Origin of the sequence: Bradyrhizobium sp. Tv2a-2 (assembly GCF_000472425.1) — a bacterium.
Lineage (GTDB): Bacteria > Pseudomonadota > Alphaproteobacteria > Rhizobiales > Xanthobacteraceae > Bradyrhizobium.
This window is the reverse complement of the sequence record NZ_AXAI01000010.1, coordinates 124,520-139,869: the sequence shown is the minus strand read 5'-3', so window position 1 is coordinate 139,869 and position 15,350 is coordinate 124,520. Positions and strand designations below refer to the sequence as shown.

Here is a 15,350-nt window from a genome sequence, read left to right as displayed (position 1 = left end):
GGATATTCGGTAAAAATACCAAAATATCAAGCAAAATGAGCAGGATCTAGCACGAAGTGATAATGGGCAAAACTGCTACAAAGTAGCTACCTACGTTACATTGCCCACTCCTAGTCCGTTACCCGATCTCCCCTCGGCCTGCACGGGAGGCCCCTCGCGGTGCGCTTGTTGTCTACCCCACGTCGTGCACTAGGTATCGCGGCATGATCCCGCTCTCCGTCCTCGATCTCTCCGTTGTCACCACCGAAACCCGCCCCGCGGCGGCGCTGCGCAACAGCATCGACCTGGCGCGCCATGTCGATGGGCTCGGCTATATCCGCTATTGGCTCGCCGAGCATCACAACCTTGCGTCGGTCGCGAGCCCCGCGCCCGACGTGATGATTGGGCAGATCGCGGCGGTGACCCGGCACATCCGCGTCGGCTCCGGTGGGGTAATGCTGCCGAATCACGCGCCGCTGGTGGTCGCCGAGCGCTTCAAGATGCTGGAGGCGCTGTTCCCCGGCCGGATCGATCTCGGTCTTGGGCGTGCGCCCGGCACCGACGGCGCCACGGCTTACGCGCTGCGCAGCCGGCTCGACCGGCGCGAGGGCGACGATTTTCTGGAGCGGCTGCATGAACTCGTGTTGTGGGAAACCCGCGATTTCCCGCCGGGGCACCCCTACAACAATGTGGTGGCGATGCCTGACGACACCTCGCTGCCGCCGATCTGGCTGCTCGGCTCCAGCGACTATTCCTCCGAGCTCGCAGCCCAGGTCGGCATGGGCTTCGCGTTCGCGCATCACTTCGCAAGTCATGACGCGGTCGACGCGATGGTCACCTATCGCACGCACTTCAAGCCATCCCGCTTCCTGCAAAAACCGCGCGCGATCCTCGCGGTTGCGGTGGTGACGGCAGAAACCGACGCCGAGGCCGAGCGTCTTGCATCCTCCGCCGATCTCAATCGGCTTCGGCGCGACCGCGGCCAATATTCGCCGCTGCCGAGCCCGGAGGAGGCCGAAGCCTATCCTTATACGCCCGCCGAGCGTGCCTCCGTCGCGCGCAACCGCTCGCGCCTGTTCGTCGGCAGCCCCGCGACCATCATGCAGAAGCTACAGCCGCTGATCACGGCGAGCCAGGCCGATGAGCTGATGGTGATTACCGCCGTCTATGACCACGAGGCGCGGAAGAAGTCGTACAGCCTGCTGGCGCAGGCGTTTGGGCTGGCGAAGGGCGAGGCCGCGTAGTGCGTTCGGAAGTGAGTCGGGAAATCGTCAACCCAAGCGTCATGGCCGGGCTTGACCCGGACAAGCCCGGGCATGACGGAGGAGAATCTGTCGCGCAAACAACAAGCGCCCGTGATTATGGGCGCTTTCGCCAGATGGCGGAGACTATGATTGCGCTTCCTTGAACGTCGCGCGGAAGGGATGACCGGGATAAACGCCGACAATGCGGAATTCGCGCGAGAAGAATTTCAGCTCTTCCAGCGCAAAGGCCAGGCCCCGGTCGTTGGGATGACCGTCGACGTCGGCATAGAATTGCGTGGCGAAGAAATTGCCGTCGACCATGTAGCTCTCGAGCTTGGTCATGTTGACGCCGTTGGTGGCAAAGCCGCCCAGTGCCTTGTAGAGCGCGGCGGGCAAATTGCGCACCCGGAACACGAAGGTCGTGACCAGCGGGCCCGAGCCCTGCTGCGCCCACTTTTCTTCGCGCGCCAGCACGACGAAGCGCGTGGTGTTATGGGCCTCGTCCTCGATGTCCTCGATGAGGATATCGAGCCCGTAGATGTCGGCGGCAAGCCGCGAGGCGATCGCAGCCGTCGTCTTGTCGCCGCGCTGGGCAATGTCCCGGGCGGCGCCGGCCGTGTCGCCCGCGACGATCGCCCTGATGCCGCGCTCGCGGATGACGCGGCGACACTGGCCGAGCGCGTGGACGTGGCTCTCCACCGTCTTGACGTCGGCAAGCTTCGCCCCGCGCGGCGCCATCAGTTGGTGATGGACCGGCAAGAACCATTCGCCGACGATGAAGAGGCCGGAGGCCGGCAACAGATGATGGATGTCGGCGACGCGCCCGGCGACGGAGTTCTCGATCGGGATCATGCCGAGGTCGGCTTCGCCCGAGGAGATCGCCGCCAGCGCGTCCTCGAAGGTCGCGCATGGCAGCGGCTCGGCGTCGGGAAAGGCCTCGACAATGGCGATATGGGAATTGGCGCCCGGCTCGCCCTGGAACGCAATTTTCAGCTTCTGGGTCATGATCCGCTTCTAGCAATACCTCAGGATTTCGCCAGTATCCGGCGGGTGGTCTCCAGGTCGACAGGCGTGTCGACCCCGCGCGGTACGGTGTCGACGATGGTGATGTCGATCCGCATGCCCGCTTCCAGCGCCCGCAACTGCTCCAGCTTCTCCTGCAATTCCAGCGGCGAGGGCGGCAGCTTCACGTAGCGCTCCAGGGCCGCGCGGCGATAGGCGTAGAGGCCGATATGGTGGTAGCGCGGTCCGTCGCCGTGAGGGGCCGTGGCGCGGGTGAAATAGAGCGCTCGCATGCGCCGCCCGCCGAGTGGGCTGCCGACTGCCTTCACCACGCTTGGCGCGGTGTCCTCGTCCTCGGTGTGAATCATCGACGCAAGCGTTGCGATGTCCACCGCGGGGTCCTCGAGCGGCGCCAGCACGTCGCGAATGTTCTCCGGCGAAATAGTCGGGAAATCGCCCTGCAGATTGACCACGATCTCGGCCTGGCGACCGGGATCGAGCTTGCAGGCCGCCTCGAACACCCGGTCCGACCCGGAGGGATGGTCGGGGCGGGTCATGATCGCCTCGCCGCCATGGGCCCTTACAGCCTCGGCTATCTCCATTGTGTCGGTTGCAACGGCGACGCGTCCGATTTGCGCCTCTTCCGCGCGGCGTAGCACATGGACGATCATCGGCAATCCTGCGATATCGAGCAGCGGCTTGCCGGGCAGCCGGGTTGCGGCCATGCGGGCGGGAATCAGCACCAAAATGCGTCTGTCTGGCATCCGAAAAAGGGGCTCCTCAGCGGACCGGTGATGGGTGGGGACGGCGCCAAAGCCGGAGCGCTTATACGGGTTGCCAGAGCACGGGCAAACCGATATCTCATCGATGCGCCCCGGGCCTATTCGCTGCCAAAGCGGTGGTTCGGGGCTCAAATTCAATAAAGGGCCGCTATAGCAGGCCTCATGATAGGCTTTTCGGCTTGGGGCGGAATTCGACATGGACTCCTTCGAACTGAATAAGATTCTCGGCGCGATCCTTGCTAGCTGCCTTGTGCTGCTGGTCATGAACTTCACCGCCAACGCGCTGTTTGCCCCGGTCCCGCCGGCGAAACCCGGTTTCGAGATCGCGGTGAAGGAAGAGGCGGCCGGCGGCGGCGAAGCTGCTGCTCCCGCAAAGTCTGAGCCCATCGAGAAATTGTTGCAGACCGCCTCGGTCGAGAAGGGCGCTGCCGCTGCCAAGAAGTGCCTGGCCTGCCATACCTTCGCGAAGGGCGAGCCGAATCGGGTCGGTCCGAATCTCTGGGGCATCGTCGGCGACCACAAGGGCGAGGGCCGCGGGGGCTTCAACTTCTCGGCCGCCATGAAGGCCAAGGGCGGCGAGTGGACCGACGAGGACCTCAATCAGTTCCTGACCAGCCCGAAGGGCTTCATTCCGGGCACGGCCATGGGTTTTGCCGGTATTCCGAAGGACAGCGAGCGCGCGGACGTGATCGACTATCTGCACACACTCGCGGACACGCCGGTTCCGCTGCCGACCGCATCGAAGTAGCTTGTTTCGCTCGAAGCGAATTGTTCCCGTAGCGACGGCCAGGCCCCAAGCCTGGCCGTTCTTCGTTGGTCGCCCTCGCAGGCTTGTTATCGGGACCTTTCGTCGCACGGAGGCGTGCTATCATGAGGAAAAAGCAACGTTACCGGTCGAATCCTTGCCGTATATTGCGGCCAAATAACCCGCAATTAGCGAAGGGACGTCTCCATTTTGGCCATTACCCGTCGACAGCTTCTGCAAGCCAGCGCCATTGCCGCCGTCACTCCCGCGCTTGGCCACATTGCGGGTCCCGCGATCATCGAGCCGGCCGCCGCGCAAGGCGCGACCGAGCTTCCCTGGCGGCACGCGCTCTCGTTGTTCGGTGACATCAAGTATCCGGCCGACTTCAAGCGCTTCGACTACGTCAATCCGGATGCGCCGAAGGGCGGCGCGGTCCGCCAGATCAGCGTCGGCACCTTCGACAATTTCAACCTGGCGATCTCTGGCGTGAAAGGGACGCTCGCGCCCGCGGTGTCGCTGATCTACGAGAGCCTGACCACCAATTCGTACGACGAGGCGGAGACCACTTACGGACTGCTTGCGGAGGCGGCGGCGTATCCGGATGATGTTTCTTTCGTGAAATATCGCCTGCGCAAGGAAGCGCGCTGGCATGACGGCAAACCAGTGACGCCAGAGGACGTGATCTATTCCTTCGACGTGCTGAAGAAGTTCAGCCCCATGTTCTCCTCCTACTATCGCCACGTCGTCAAGGCGGAGAAGACCGGCGACCTGGAAGTCACCTTTACCTTCGATGCGCCGGGCAACCGGGAGCTGCCGGCGATCGTGGGCCAGCTCACGGTCCTGCCCAAGCATTGGTGGGAAGGCACCGGCAGCGACGGCAGGAAGCGCGACGTTTCCGCGACCACCCTGGAGAAGCCGCTCGGCTCCGGGCCTTATCGGATCAAGGAATTCGTCGCCGGCCGTTCGCTGACGCTCGAGCGGGTCAAGGACTATTGGGGCGCCAACAGCCCGACACAGCTTGGCGCCAACAATTTCGACGAGCTGCGCTTCGAATTCTTCCGCGACAATCTGGTCGCGCTGGAAGCCTTCAAGGCCGACCAGGTCGACTGGATCATGGAGAATTCGGCCAAGCAGTGGGCGACAGCCTATGACTTTCCGGCAGTGACCGAGAAGCGCGTCATCAAGGAGCCGTTCCCGATCAAAAACGTCGGACGCATGCAGGGCTTTGCGTTCAACCTGCGCCGGCCCCTGTTTCAGGACGCCCGGCTAAGGCGCGCCTTCAACTATGTCTTCGATTTCGAGGAGATGAACAAGCAGCTGTTCTATGGCGCCTACAAGCGCATCAATAGCTATTTCGCCGGACTGGACGAGCTGTCCTCGTCGGGCCTGCCGGAGGGGCTCGAGCTGCAGATTCTGGAGACGGTGCGCGACAAGGTGCCGCCCGAGGTTTTCACGACGGCCTATGCCAATCCGGTCGGCGGTACGCCGGAGAACGTGCGCAACAATCTGCGCGAAGCCCTGAGGCTGTTGAAGGACGCGGGCTTCGAGATCAAGGACCACAGGCTCGTCGATCCCGCGGGCAAGCCTGTGAGCGTCGAGTTCCTGTCGGACAGCGAGAGCATGGAACGTCTGATGCTGTTCTACAAATCCTCGCTGGAGCGGCTCGGTGTCACCGTTTCCGTTCGCACGGTGGACGATACGCAGTACCAGAACCGGACTCGCAGCTTCGACTTCGATCTCACCCCGAATGTCTGGCCGGAGTCGCTGTCGCCCGGCAATGAGCAGCGTGAGTTCTGGGGATCGCAGGCGGCGGACAATCCCGGTTCTCAGAACCTTTGCGGCATCAAGAATCCGGCGGTTGACCAGCTCATCGACCGGATCATCTTTGCCAAGAATCGCGACGAGCTGAAGGCGAGCTGCAAGGCGCTCGACCGCGTGCTGCTCTGGAACTTCTATTGCGTGCCGCATTATCTCAGCGGCAGCATGAACTACGCCCGCTGGGATCGCTTCAGCCATCCGGAACCGTTGCCCGCATACGCAATTTCCGGCTTCCCGACGCTGTGGTGGTGGGACGCCGAGAAGGCAGCCAAAATAGGCAAACGCGCTTGAAGACATTGATCAGCCTGCCCGCTCCGTCGCGCCGGCATGTGCTCGGCCTTGGCATTGGCGCGCTCGCCGCGCCGTTGCTGCGCACTGCGCGGGCCAGCGAGGCAGGCGCCGAGGCGCATGGCATGTCGGCCTTCGGCGACCTGAAATACCCGGTCGATTTTCATCACTTCGACTACGTCAATCCTGACGCGCCGAAGGGCGGAATGTTTTCGCTGATCCCTTCGGTGAGAGGTTACAACCAGTCGTTCTTCACCTTCGATTCTCTGAATGCCTACATCCTGAAGGGCGAAGGCGCGCAGGGCATGGACATGACCTTCGCGACGCTGATGGTGCGCGCCGGCGACGAGCCCGACGCTATGTATGGGCTCGTTGCCAAGTCGGTGCAGATCTCACCCGACAAGCTCACCTATCGCTTCACCTTGCGTCCCGAAGCGCGCTTTCACGATGGCTCGAAGCTGACGGCGCAGGATGCTGCGTTCTCCTTCAATGTGCTGAAGGAAAAGGGGCACCCGCTGATCATCGTGCAGCTGCGCGACATGATAAAGGCCGAGGCCGCGGACGATGCGACGCTGGTGGTCACTTTTGCGAAGAACCGCGCCCGCGACGTCCCGCTCTATGTCGCGGGGTTGCCGATTTTTTCCAAGGCCTATTATTCGGCGCGCCCCTTCGATGAAACCACGCTCGATACCCCGCTGGGCTCGGGGCCGTACAAGGTCGGCAAATTCGAGGCCAACCGCTACATCGAGTTCGAGCGGGTCAAGGATTGGTGGGCTGCCGACCTGCCAGTCAATCGCGGCACCTACAATTTCGACACTGTGCGCTATGAGTTCTATCGCGACCGTGACGTTGCTTTCGAGGGCTTTACCGCCAAGAGTTATCTGTACCGTGAAGAGTTCACCGCCCGTATCTGGGCCACGCGCTACGACTTTCCTGCCGTGAAGGATGGCCGCGTCAAGCGCGAGACCTTGCCGGATGAAACGCCGTCGGGTGGACAAGGCTGGTTCATCAATACGCGGCGCGACAAATTTAGGGATCCGCGCGTGCGCGAGGCGTTGATCTGTGCCTTCGATTTCGAATGGACCAACAAGACCGTGATGTACGGCGCTTACGCGCGCACGAGCTCGCCATTCCAGAATTCGGATATGGTGGCAAGCGGGCCGCCATCACCGGATGAACTGAAGCTCCTTGAGCCGTTCCGTGGTCAGGTGCCGGACGAGGTATTCGGCGAGCCCTTCGTCCCGCCGGTGTCGGACGGATCAGGACAGGACCGCGCGCTCTTGCGCAGGGCGCAGCAACTGCTCAACGAAGCCGGGCTGGTCGTCAAGGACAACAAGCGGGTCCTGCCGACCGGCGAGCCCTTCAAGATCGAGTTCCTGCTCGACGAGCAGTCGTTCCTGCCGCACCACGCGTCCCTGATCAAGAATCTGGGCCTGCTCGGCGTGGATGCCAGCCCACGGCTAGTCGATGCCGTCCAATACCGCGCGCGCGTGGAGGCCTTTGATTTCGACGTCACCACCGAACGGCTCAGCATGTCCGCGACGCCGGGCGACAGTCTGCGTCCCTACTTCACCTCGCAGTCCGCCGCCACAAAGGGCTCGTACAATCTTGCCGGCGTTGCGAACCCTGCGATCGACGCCTTGGTCGAGCAAGCCATCGGCGCGCAGTCACGGGCGGAATTGACGACGGCATGCCGGGCCCTGGACCGCGTTTTCCGCGCCGGACGCTATTGGATTCCGCAGTGGTATCGCAGCACACATCCCGTGGCCTATTGGGACGAGTTCAACCATCCGACCAAGCTGCCGCGTTACGCGCAGGGTACCGGTGCGCCGGAAATCTGGTGGTATGACGCTGCCAAGGCCGCAAAAGAGCAGGCCAGGTAGGTCATGAGCGCCTATATCGCCCGACGCATCCTCCTGATGATTCCGACCCTGCTCGGAATCCTGTTCGTGTCCTTTGTCGTGGTGCAGTTCGCGCCGGGCGGGCCGGTGGAGCGGGTGATTGCGCAGCTCTCCGGCGCCGATACCGGCGGCACCTCGCGCATCTCCGGCGGGGGCGGCGATTTCGGCGCCCGCGGGCCAGGCCAGGTCGGCGCGTCCGCCGACGCGGTCAATTCCAAATACCGCGGTGCGCAGGGCCTCGATCCCGACTTCATCAAGAGCCTGGAAAAGCAGTTCGGCTTCGACAAGCCGGCGCCGGAGCGCTTTGCGCTCATGGTCTGGAATTTCGCGCGCTTCGATTTCGGCAAGAGCTATTTCCGCGACGTCAGCGTGATCCAGCTTATCAAGGAGAAGCTGCCGGTCTCGATGTCGCTCGGCATCTGGATGACGCTTCTGACCTATCTGATCTCGATTCCGCTCGGCATCCGCAAGGCGGTGAAGGACGGGTCGAAGTTCGACACCTGGACCTCAGCGGTCATCATCGTAGGCTTTGCGATCCCGGGCTTCCTGTTCGCGATTCTCCTGATCATCCTGTTCGCTGGCGGCTCGTTCTTCAACATCTTCCCGCTGCGCGGGCTGACTTCCGACGGCTGGTCGCAGTTTCCCTGGTACTGGAAGATCATCGACTATTTCTGGCACCTGACCCTGCCGCTGATCTCGATGGCGCTCAGTGCCTTTGCGACCATGACGCTCCTCACCAAGAATTCCTTCTTGGATGAGATCCGAAAGCAATATGTGATGACGGCACGCGCCAAGGGCTGCAGCGAGCGCCAGGTGCTTTACGGTCATATCTTCCGTAACGCCATGCTGATCGTGATCGCCGGCTTTCCGGGCGCCTTCATCAACGCGTTCTTCTCGGGCTCGCTGCTGATCGAAACCATTTTCTCGCTCGATGGCCTGGGCCTTCTCTCGTTTGAAAGCGTGCTCAACCGCGACTACCCGGTCGTGTTCGGTACGCTTTACATCTTTTCGCTGATCGGGCTCGTGGTGAACCTGATCTCCGACCTCACCTATATGTGGATCGATCCGCGGATCGATTTCGAGGCGCGGGAGGTCTGATGACGATCACCGCACCGCCTCCCGTCGAGGTCACCACGCAATCATCACTCGGCGAGGCCGTGCCGCCGACGCGGCATCGGTTCCAGGCGTCGCCATTGAACCGGCGGCGCTGGGAGAATTTCAAGGCCAACAAGCGCGGCTACTGGTCGTTCTGGATCTTCATGATCCTGTTTTTCGTCTCCCTGTTCGCCGAATTGATCGCCAATGACCGGCCGTTCCTGATCAAGTACGACGGCCGTCTGTACTGGCCAGCCTTTGTCACCTATGCGGAAACTACCTTCGGCGGCGACTTCGAGACCGCGGCCGATTACCGCGATCCCTATTTGCAGAAGCTGATCAAGGACAAGGGCGGCGTCATCGTCTGGCCCTTGATCCGCTATTCCTACGACACCCACAATCTCGACCTGCCGACGCCGGCACCGTCACCGCCGACCTGGATGCTGACCGAGAAGCAGTGCGCGCCGGTGGTCGAGAAGAAGGGGCTGAAGAGTTGCCGCGACCTCGAATATAACTGGCTCGGCACCGACGATCAGGGCCGCGACGTGGTGGCGCGGCTGATCTATGGCTTCCGCATCTCCGTGCTGTTCGGCCTAAGCCTCACCATCGTCTCCTCGATCATCGGCGTCGCCGCCGGCGGCGTTCAGGGCTATTTCGGCGGCTGGATCGATCTCGGCTTCCAGCGCTTCATCGAGATCTGGAACGCCATTCCCTATCTCTATTTGCTCCTCATCATTTCGGCCGTATTGCCGCCGGGCTTTTTCATCCTGCTCGGCATCATGGCGCTGTTTTCCTGGGTGTCGCTGGTCGGTCTGGTCCGCGCTGAATTCCTGCGCGGGCGCAATTTCGAATACATCCAGGCAGCGCGCGCGCTCGGCGTGTCAAATGCCGTGATCATGTTCCGCCATCTGCTGCCGAACGCCATGGTCGCGACCATGACGTTTCTTCCCTTCATCGTCTCCTCATCGGTGATGACGCTGACCGCACTGGACTTCCTCGGCTTCGGCTTGCCGCCCGGCTCGCCGTCGCTCGGCGAACTGCTGTCGCAGGCAAAAGCCAACGTGCAGGCGCCGTGGCTCGGTTTCACCGGCTTCTTCTCGGTCGCGATCATGCTGTCGCTTTTGATCTTCATCGGCGAGGCCGTGCGCGACGCATTTGATCCACGCAAGACGTTCAGGTGAGGCCTCGCATGGACGCCATCAACCAGCCGCTGCTTGCGATCCGCGATCTGTCGGTGGCCTTCCGCCAGCAGGGCAGGGCCTCGCTCGCGGTCGACAAGATTTCGTACGAAATCAAGCGCGGCGAATGCGTGGCGCTGGTCGGCGAGTCCGGCTCGGGCAAGTCAGTCAGCGCGCTCTCGATCCTGAAGCTATTGCCGTATCCGATGGCTTCGCACCCCTCGGGCAGCATCCGCTTCAAGGGACGCGAGTTGCTCACCCTGTCCGAAAATGAAATGCGCGGGATCCGCGGCAACGACATCTCGGTGATCTTCCAGGAGCCGATGACGTCATTGAACCCGCTGCATACGGTGGGCGCGCAGATCGGCGAGACGCTCCAGCTGCACAAGAGCATCGGTGGATCGAGCGTGCGGGCGCGCACGCTGGAATTGCTGCGGCAGGTCGGCATTCCCGAGCCGGAGACGCGCGTGGGAAGCTATCCGCATCAGCTGTCCGGCGGCCAGCGCCAGCGTGTCATGATCGCGATGGCGCTCGCCAACGAGCCTGATCTCCTGATCGCGGACGAGCCGACCACTGCGCTCGACGTCACCGTTCAGGCACAGATCCTGGCGCTGCTCGCCGATATCCGCGCGCGTCTGGGCATGAGCCTGCTCTTCATCACCCATGATCTCGGCATCGTGCGCCGGATCGCCGACCGGGTCTGCGTCATGAATGGCGGCAAGATCGTGGAGCAGGGGCCGGTCGAGCAGGTTTTCACCGCGCCCAAGCATCCCTACACCCGCGCCTTGCTTGCCGCCGAGCCCAAGCCCGATCCGGCACCGCCGCGGCCGAACGCGCCGGTGGTGATGTCGGCCGACGACCTCAAGGTGTGGTTCCCGATCAAGCGCGGGCTCCTGCGCTCCGTGGTGGGGCACATCAAGGCGGTCGACGGTGTCAGCGTTGCCGTGCGCAAGGGCGAGACGCTTGGCGTGGTGGGTGAATCCGGCTCCGGCAAGACCACGCTGGGGCTGGCATTGCTGCGCCTGATCTCCTCCGACGGCCCGATCGTGTTTCTGGGTCGCGACATCCAGGGGCTGCGCTTCAAGGCGATGCGCCCGTTCCGCCGCGACATGCAGATCGTGTTTCAGGATCCGTTCGGCTCGCTGAGCCCGCGCATGTCGGTCGGCGATATCGTCGCCGAAGGGCTGAGCGTGCATCAGCCGCAGCTCTCCTCCGCCGAACGCGAGGCGCGAGTGGTCAAGGCACTGCAGGATGTCGGCCTCGATCCCGAGACGCGCTACCGCTATCCGCACGAGTTCTCCGGCGGCCAGCGGCAGCGCATCTCGATCGCGCGCGCGGTGGTGCTGGAGCCGAGCTTCGTGGTGCTGGACGAGCCGACCAGCGCGCTCGACATGCTGTTCCAGGCCCAGATGGTCGATTTGCTGCGCGAGCTGCAGCGCAAGCACGACCTCACTTACATGTTCATCTCGCACGATTTGCGCGTGGTTGCTTCGCTTGCCAGCCACTTGATCGTAATGCGCCACGGCAAGGTGGTGGAGGAAGGGCCGGCTTCGCAATTGTTCAAGAACCCGAAGACCGACTACACCCGCGCACTGTTCGCCGCCGCCTTCCGCCACGAGACGACCGCCAACGGCGCAGTCGCGACTTAAATCCGCTTGATCGCCGTTACCTCGCTGCCAGCGGCCTTGATGCGCGCGATCGCGTCTTGCGTACCTTCGATTGCAGTCGCCATGTGAAAGGCATTGGCATGCACGACCGTATCGGCGTCGCGGACAATAGCGACATGGCCCTTCCAGAAGATGAGATCACCACGCCGCAGCCGCTCTGACTCATGCGCATCGAGTGCGCGGCCGAACTGGGCCTGCTGCATGTCGCTGTCGCGCGGGCACTCGATGCCTGCGGCATGCAGCGATACCTGCACCAGCCCTGAGCAATCGATTCCAAGGCTGCTCTTGCCGCCCCACAAATACGGCGTGCCAATGAAGCGCTCGGCGATTGCGACAAAATCGGCTTCTAAATTGCCCATATCGGCGATGTGCTGCTTCGGCAAAAACAGGCCTTCGCTTGTAACAGCGAAGTCGCCCTCTTCGCGCACCATTGTCACCAGCGACAGCATGACTAGCGTCTCGACCGGAGGCAATTTGATCGAGGGACCCGGGAATGCGAAGGTTCGAATCGCTGTCACCTTGTGAGTAGGGTTCGGACCGTATTTCACGAACGTGGCTTGCGGCAGCCAGCCGACATATCCATCCGCTGCAAGCTGGCCCCAGGCCCAACCTTCCTCATTCCGATCGTAGATCGTCACGATCTCGCCCTTGATCGCCTGGGTAAGAAGCGCGGCATCGGCAACCGGCGCCTCGCGCAACGACGCAAGGCTCGCGCTTATTGCGAACGTCTCGCCCTCGACGAAGCGGGCCGCCTCCACCTTGCCTTCGAGATGTTTGGCGGCAATGTCGCCGCGCGCCGGCGTCAGCCGCGGATCATGCATAGCGTTCTCCGAGCAGGCGGAACATGGCACGCGCCGCCTGGCATTCGCCGCCCTCGGGCCGTCCAGGTTTGGCCGAAGGTGTCCAGGCAAAAATGTCGAAATGCAGCCAGCTTTTGGCGTGCTCGACAAAGCGCTGCAGGAACAGTGCGCAGGTGATCGAGCCGGCAAAGGTGCCGGACGGCGCGTTGGTGATGTCCGCCATCTTCACGTCCAGCCAGCTGTCGTAAGGCGCCCACAGCGGCATGCGCCAGAGGGGATCGTTCTCCTCGCGCGCACAACGCGCGACCTCAAGCGCAAGCGTGTCATCCTGGGTATAGAACGGCGGCAGATCCGGCCCCAGCGCCACCCGTGCAGCGCCGGTGAGCGTGCCCATGTCGATCAGAAGCTCCGGCTTCTCCTCGTCCGCATAGGCCAATGCGTCGGCGAGGATCAGCCGTCCCTCCGCATCGGTGTTGCCGATTTCGACCGATAGCCCCTTCCGCGAGCGGAAGATGTCGAGCGGACGGAAAGCGTTGCCGGCGACCGCGTTCTCGACCGCCGGGATCAGCACCCGCAAGCGGACCTTGAGCTTTGCATCCATCACCATCTGCGCCAGCGCCAGCACATTGGCGGCGCCACCCATGTCCTTCTTCATGTTCAGCATGCCGGACGACGGTTTCAAATCCAGCCCGCCGGTATCGAAGCAGACGCCCTTGCCGACCAGCGTCACCTTCGGATGCGAAGGATCGCCCCAGGAGAAATCGATCAGCCGCGGTGCACGGGTCGAGGCCATGCCGACCGCATGGATCAGTGGAAAGCCCTTCTCGAGCTCGTTGCCCATGATGCAGTTGAAGCGTGCGCCGAAGCGCGCGGCGACGTCCGCAGCCACCTGCGCCAGCTGCTCCGGGCCCATATCGTTGCTGGGCGTATTGACGAGGTCGCGGGCGAGCACCGCTGCTTCCGCAATCCGGCTGATGGCGACGACATCGACGCCGTCAGGCGGCACCAGTTTCGCGCCCGGCCCATCCGCCTTGCGATAACGGCCGAAGCGGTAGCTGCCGAGCGCAAAGGCAAGCGCCGCCAGACGCGCGTCGTGCGGAGCGTTGGCAAAGCGGTAGGTGCCGGCAGGCAACAGACCGGGCAGGGCGCCCGGACGGAACGGATCGGGCGATCCGGCGTCCGCCTCTTCCAGGCCGAACAGGACCTGCGCAACCGTGCCGTCTGTGCCCGGCAACGTCAGGCAGACGCCGGGCTTGCCGACAAAGCCGTTGCCGTCGGCGAACTGCCGTGCCGCGGGCGCAAGGCCGGCGCGGATCGCCTCCCAACCCGGCTTGGTCACGAAGGTGATGGGAACAGCGGCGGTGGCGGCGGTTTCGAAAGGGATTGGCATGCGTGGCTCATCTCGCAAGAGGCGGCGCTGTGGCGGCGGATTCAAGACTTCGCAGAGTTTTGCAGCGCCCGCAATCGGCAAGCCCTGACCTGGGGCTCTTGGCGGCAGGTGCGGCGAATATGCTAGATTCCCGGCAAACACGAGAACCCCTGAGGGAAATGCGATGGACGTGGTGTTGGGTATCCTGTCTTTCATTGGCCATGCGATCGAGGCAGTGCTGAACTATGTCGAGGCCCATCACTGGATCTTCGGTCTGGCGGCGCTCGGCTATATTTTCTATCTGCATGACCGCGCCCTGCACGCCCGCTTCGATGCGCTGGACAAGCGGATCGACGAGGTGAGGAAACGGCTTGCGATCGAATATTGAGCGACGGCGAGGGCCGCGCCGTGAAGGTATTCCCGTGATCACCGCGACCCCCTATTAACCGCCCGTTAGCGTTAACGGTTTATTGCTGATGCGTTCGGATCGATCCGTTCGCTTTAGAACCGTTTTCATGCGTCAGCAGTACAGTCCCGCCCGGCTTCTCGCGTCCGCGGCCCTGACCGTGGTTTTGGCCATGGGTCTCGGCGGCTGCCAGACCATGTCCGACATCACCGGATCGATCACGTCCTCCTCCAGAAGCGAACCGGTACCCGACTCCGACCCGCGCACGGCGGAGCAGGCCTATGGCGACCGCTACCGGGCCAACCCCAAGGATGCCGACGCGGCGCTCGCCTATGGCCAGGCGCTGCGTGCCAACGGCCAGCGCGCGCAGGCTGCTGCCGTGCTCGAGCAGGCCAGTATCAACAATCCCGGCAACAAGGCGGTGCTCGCGGCCTATGGCCGGGCGCTCGCCGACAACGGCAATTTCCAGCAGGCCTTCGACGTGCTCTCTCGCGCGCACTCGCCCGCCAATCCCGACTGGCACATCCTCTCGGTGCAGGGCACCTGCCTTGACCAGATGGGCCGCCACGACGAGGCGCGGCGTTACTATGAGAGCGCTCTCAAGATCGTGCCGAACGAGCCTTCGGTGCTGTCCAATCTCGGCCTCTCCTACATGCTGACGAAGGACCTGCCGAAGGCGGAGCAGGTGCTGCGCCAAGCCTATGCCAACCCCAAGGCCGATTCGCGGGTTCGGCAGAATCTCGGTCTCGTGGTCGGTCTGCAGGGGCACTTTGCGGAAGCCGAAACCATCGTCAAGGCCGACCTGCCGTCGGACGAGGCAGCCGCCAACGTCGCCTACTTACGCGAGATGCTGAAAGGCAGCGACAGCCGCACCTCCGCCCGCAACGGCGCGCCGCTCGCGGAGCTGAGCCGTCCGGATTAGCCGGGCGACGCTCGGTCCCGACCTTCGCCGCTTCGCCCCTCGCAACGACGGCGGAGACGCCGCCCGAAACCGAGCGTGCGACGGTCACCTCGCTTCATGCCTATGAGGCATGGCCTCAGTCCATTAAAGTCTTTTTCCTGAGCGCTGTGTGCCT

At 63.2% G+C, this 15,350-nt stretch carries 13 protein-coding genes; 9 read left to right on the top strand and 4 right to left on the bottom strand.

From position 1 onward, the window contains the following. The first annotated feature begins 203 nt into the window (after positions 1-203). Positions 204-1,223, top strand: coding sequence for an LLM class flavin-dependent oxidoreductase (locus A3AI_RS0122000; protein WP_024517646.1), 1,020 nt, complete (start codon positions 204-206; stop codon positions 1,221-1,223). A 144-nt stretch (positions 1,224-1,367) separates the two neighbouring features. On the opposite strand, the gene A3AI_RS0121995 is transcribed toward A3AI_RS0122000, so the two are convergent. Both A3AI_RS0121995 and A3AI_RS0121990 read right to left on the bottom strand, forming a co-directional pair. Next, entirely contained in the window at positions 1,368-2,228 is an 861-nt protein-coding gene (locus tag A3AI_RS0121995) for a prephenate dehydratase (RefSeq protein WP_024517645.1), read from the bottom strand. Positions 2,229-2,248: 20 nt separating this feature from the next. Then, on the bottom strand, positions 2,249-2,989 hold the full coding sequence (locus tag A3AI_RS0121990) for a 3-deoxy-manno-octulosonate cytidylyltransferase (RefSeq protein WP_024517644.1): 741 nt from the start codon (positions 2,987-2,989) through the stop codon (positions 2,249-2,251). Between the two features lie 214 nt (positions 2,990-3,203). Here A3AI_RS0121990 and A3AI_RS0121985 point away from each other — a divergent pair, with 214 nt between their 5' ends. From A3AI_RS0121985 to A3AI_RS0121960, 6 genes are all read left to right on the top strand, one after another. After that, positions 3,204-3,755, top strand: a complete 552-nt coding sequence (locus A3AI_RS0121985) for a c-type cytochrome (protein ID WP_024517643.1) — start codon at positions 3,204-3,206, stop codon at positions 3,753-3,755. A gap of 207 nt (positions 3,756-3,962) precedes the next feature. Beyond that, entirely contained in the window at positions 3,963-5,861 is a 1,899-nt protein-coding gene (locus tag A3AI_RS0121980) for an extracellular solute-binding protein (protein WP_024517642.1), read from the top strand. A 14-nt stretch (positions 5,862-5,875) separates the two neighbouring features. Continuing rightward, entirely contained in the window at positions 5,876-7,741 is a 1,866-nt protein-coding gene (locus tag A3AI_RS0121975) for an extracellular solute-binding protein (protein WP_210163680.1), read from the top strand. Between the two features lie 3 nt (positions 7,742-7,744). Then, a complete protein-coding gene (locus A3AI_RS0121970; protein WP_024517640.1) occupies positions 7,745-8,857 on the top strand; it encodes a microcin C ABC transporter permease YejB in 1,113 nt (370 codons plus the stop codon). Further along, on the top strand, positions 8,857-10,035 hold the full coding sequence (locus A3AI_RS0121965) for an ABC transporter permease (RefSeq protein WP_024517639.1): 1,179 nt from the start codon (positions 8,857-8,859) through the stop codon (positions 10,033-10,035). The genes A3AI_RS0121970 and A3AI_RS0121965 overlap by 1 nt, the downstream gene beginning before the upstream one ends. An 8-nt stretch (positions 10,036-10,043) precedes the next feature. After that, positions 10,044-11,681 carry an ABC transporter ATP-binding protein gene (locus A3AI_RS0121960; RefSeq protein ID WP_024517638.1) on the top strand — a complete coding sequence of 546 codons (1,638 nt, stop codon included), beginning with the start codon at positions 10,044-10,046 and terminating at the stop codon, positions 11,679-11,681. Here the strand turns inward: A3AI_RS0121960 and A3AI_RS0121955 are convergent. Both A3AI_RS0121955 and A3AI_RS0121950 read right to left on the bottom strand, forming a co-directional pair. After that, complete coding sequence (locus tag A3AI_RS0121955) at positions 11,678-12,520, bottom strand: C40 family peptidase (protein WP_024517637.1); 843 nt, start codon at positions 12,518-12,520, stop codon at positions 11,678-11,680. The two genes, A3AI_RS0121960 and A3AI_RS0121955, sit on opposite strands and share 4 nt — an antisense overlap. Next, entirely contained in the window at positions 12,513-13,889 is a 1,377-nt protein-coding gene (locus A3AI_RS0121950) for a leucyl aminopeptidase family protein (protein WP_024517636.1), read from the bottom strand. The genes A3AI_RS0121955 and A3AI_RS0121950 overlap by 8 nt, the downstream gene beginning before the upstream one ends. 163 nt (positions 13,890-14,052) lie before the next feature. On the opposite strand from A3AI_RS0121950, the gene A3AI_RS0121945 reads away from it, so the two are divergent. Next, complete coding sequence (locus A3AI_RS0121945) at positions 14,053-14,256, top strand: hypothetical protein (RefSeq protein ID WP_024517635.1); 204 nt, start codon at positions 14,053-14,055, stop codon at positions 14,254-14,256. A 127-nt stretch (positions 14,257-14,383) separates the two neighbouring features. After that, a complete protein-coding gene (locus A3AI_RS0121940; protein ID WP_024517634.1) occupies positions 14,384-15,196 on the top strand; it encodes a tetratricopeptide repeat protein in 813 nt (270 codons plus the stop codon). The last annotated feature ends 154 nt before the right edge of the window (positions 15,197-15,350 follow it).

Bases quoted from the DNA above. Each gene is read 5' to 3' on its own strand.
- A3AI_RS0122000 (WP_024517646.1), top strand. From the start codon at position 204: ATGATCCCGCTCTCCGTCCTCGATCTCTCCGTTGTCACCACCGAAACC.
- A3AI_RS0121995 (WP_024517645.1), bottom strand. From the start codon at position 2,228: ATGACCCAGAAGCTGAAAATTGCGTTCCAGGGCGAGCCGGGCGCCAAT.
- A3AI_RS0121990 (WP_024517644.1), bottom strand. From the start codon at position 2,989: ATGCCAGACAGACGCATTTTGGTGCTGATTCCCGCCCGCATGGCCGCA.
- A3AI_RS0121985 (WP_024517643.1), top strand. From the start codon at position 3,204: ATGGACTCCTTCGAACTGAATAAGATTCTCGGCGCGATCCTTGCTAGC.
- A3AI_RS0121970 (WP_024517640.1), top strand. From the start codon at position 7,745: ATGAGCGCCTATATCGCCCGACGCATCCTCCTGATGATTCCGACCCTG.
- A3AI_RS0121965 (WP_024517639.1), top strand. From the start codon at position 8,857: ATGACGATCACCGCACCGCCTCCCGTCGAGGTCACCACGCAATCATCA.
- A3AI_RS0121960 (WP_024517638.1), top strand. From the start codon at position 10,044: ATGGACGCCATCAACCAGCCGCTGCTTGCGATCCGCGATCTGTCGGTG.
- A3AI_RS0121955 (WP_024517637.1), bottom strand. From the start codon at position 12,520: ATGCATGATCCGCGGCTGACGCCGGCGCGCGGCGACATTGCCGCCAAA.
- A3AI_RS0121950 (WP_024517636.1), bottom strand. From the start codon at position 13,889: ATGCCAATCCCTTTCGAAACCGCCGCCACCGCCGCTGTTCCCATCACC.
- A3AI_RS0121945 (WP_024517635.1), top strand. From the start codon at position 14,053: ATGGACGTGGTGTTGGGTATCCTGTCTTTCATTGGCCATGCGATCGAG.
- A3AI_RS0121940 (WP_024517634.1), top strand. From the start codon at position 14,384: ATGCGTCAGCAGTACAGTCCCGCCCGGCTTCTCGCGTCCGCGGCCCTG.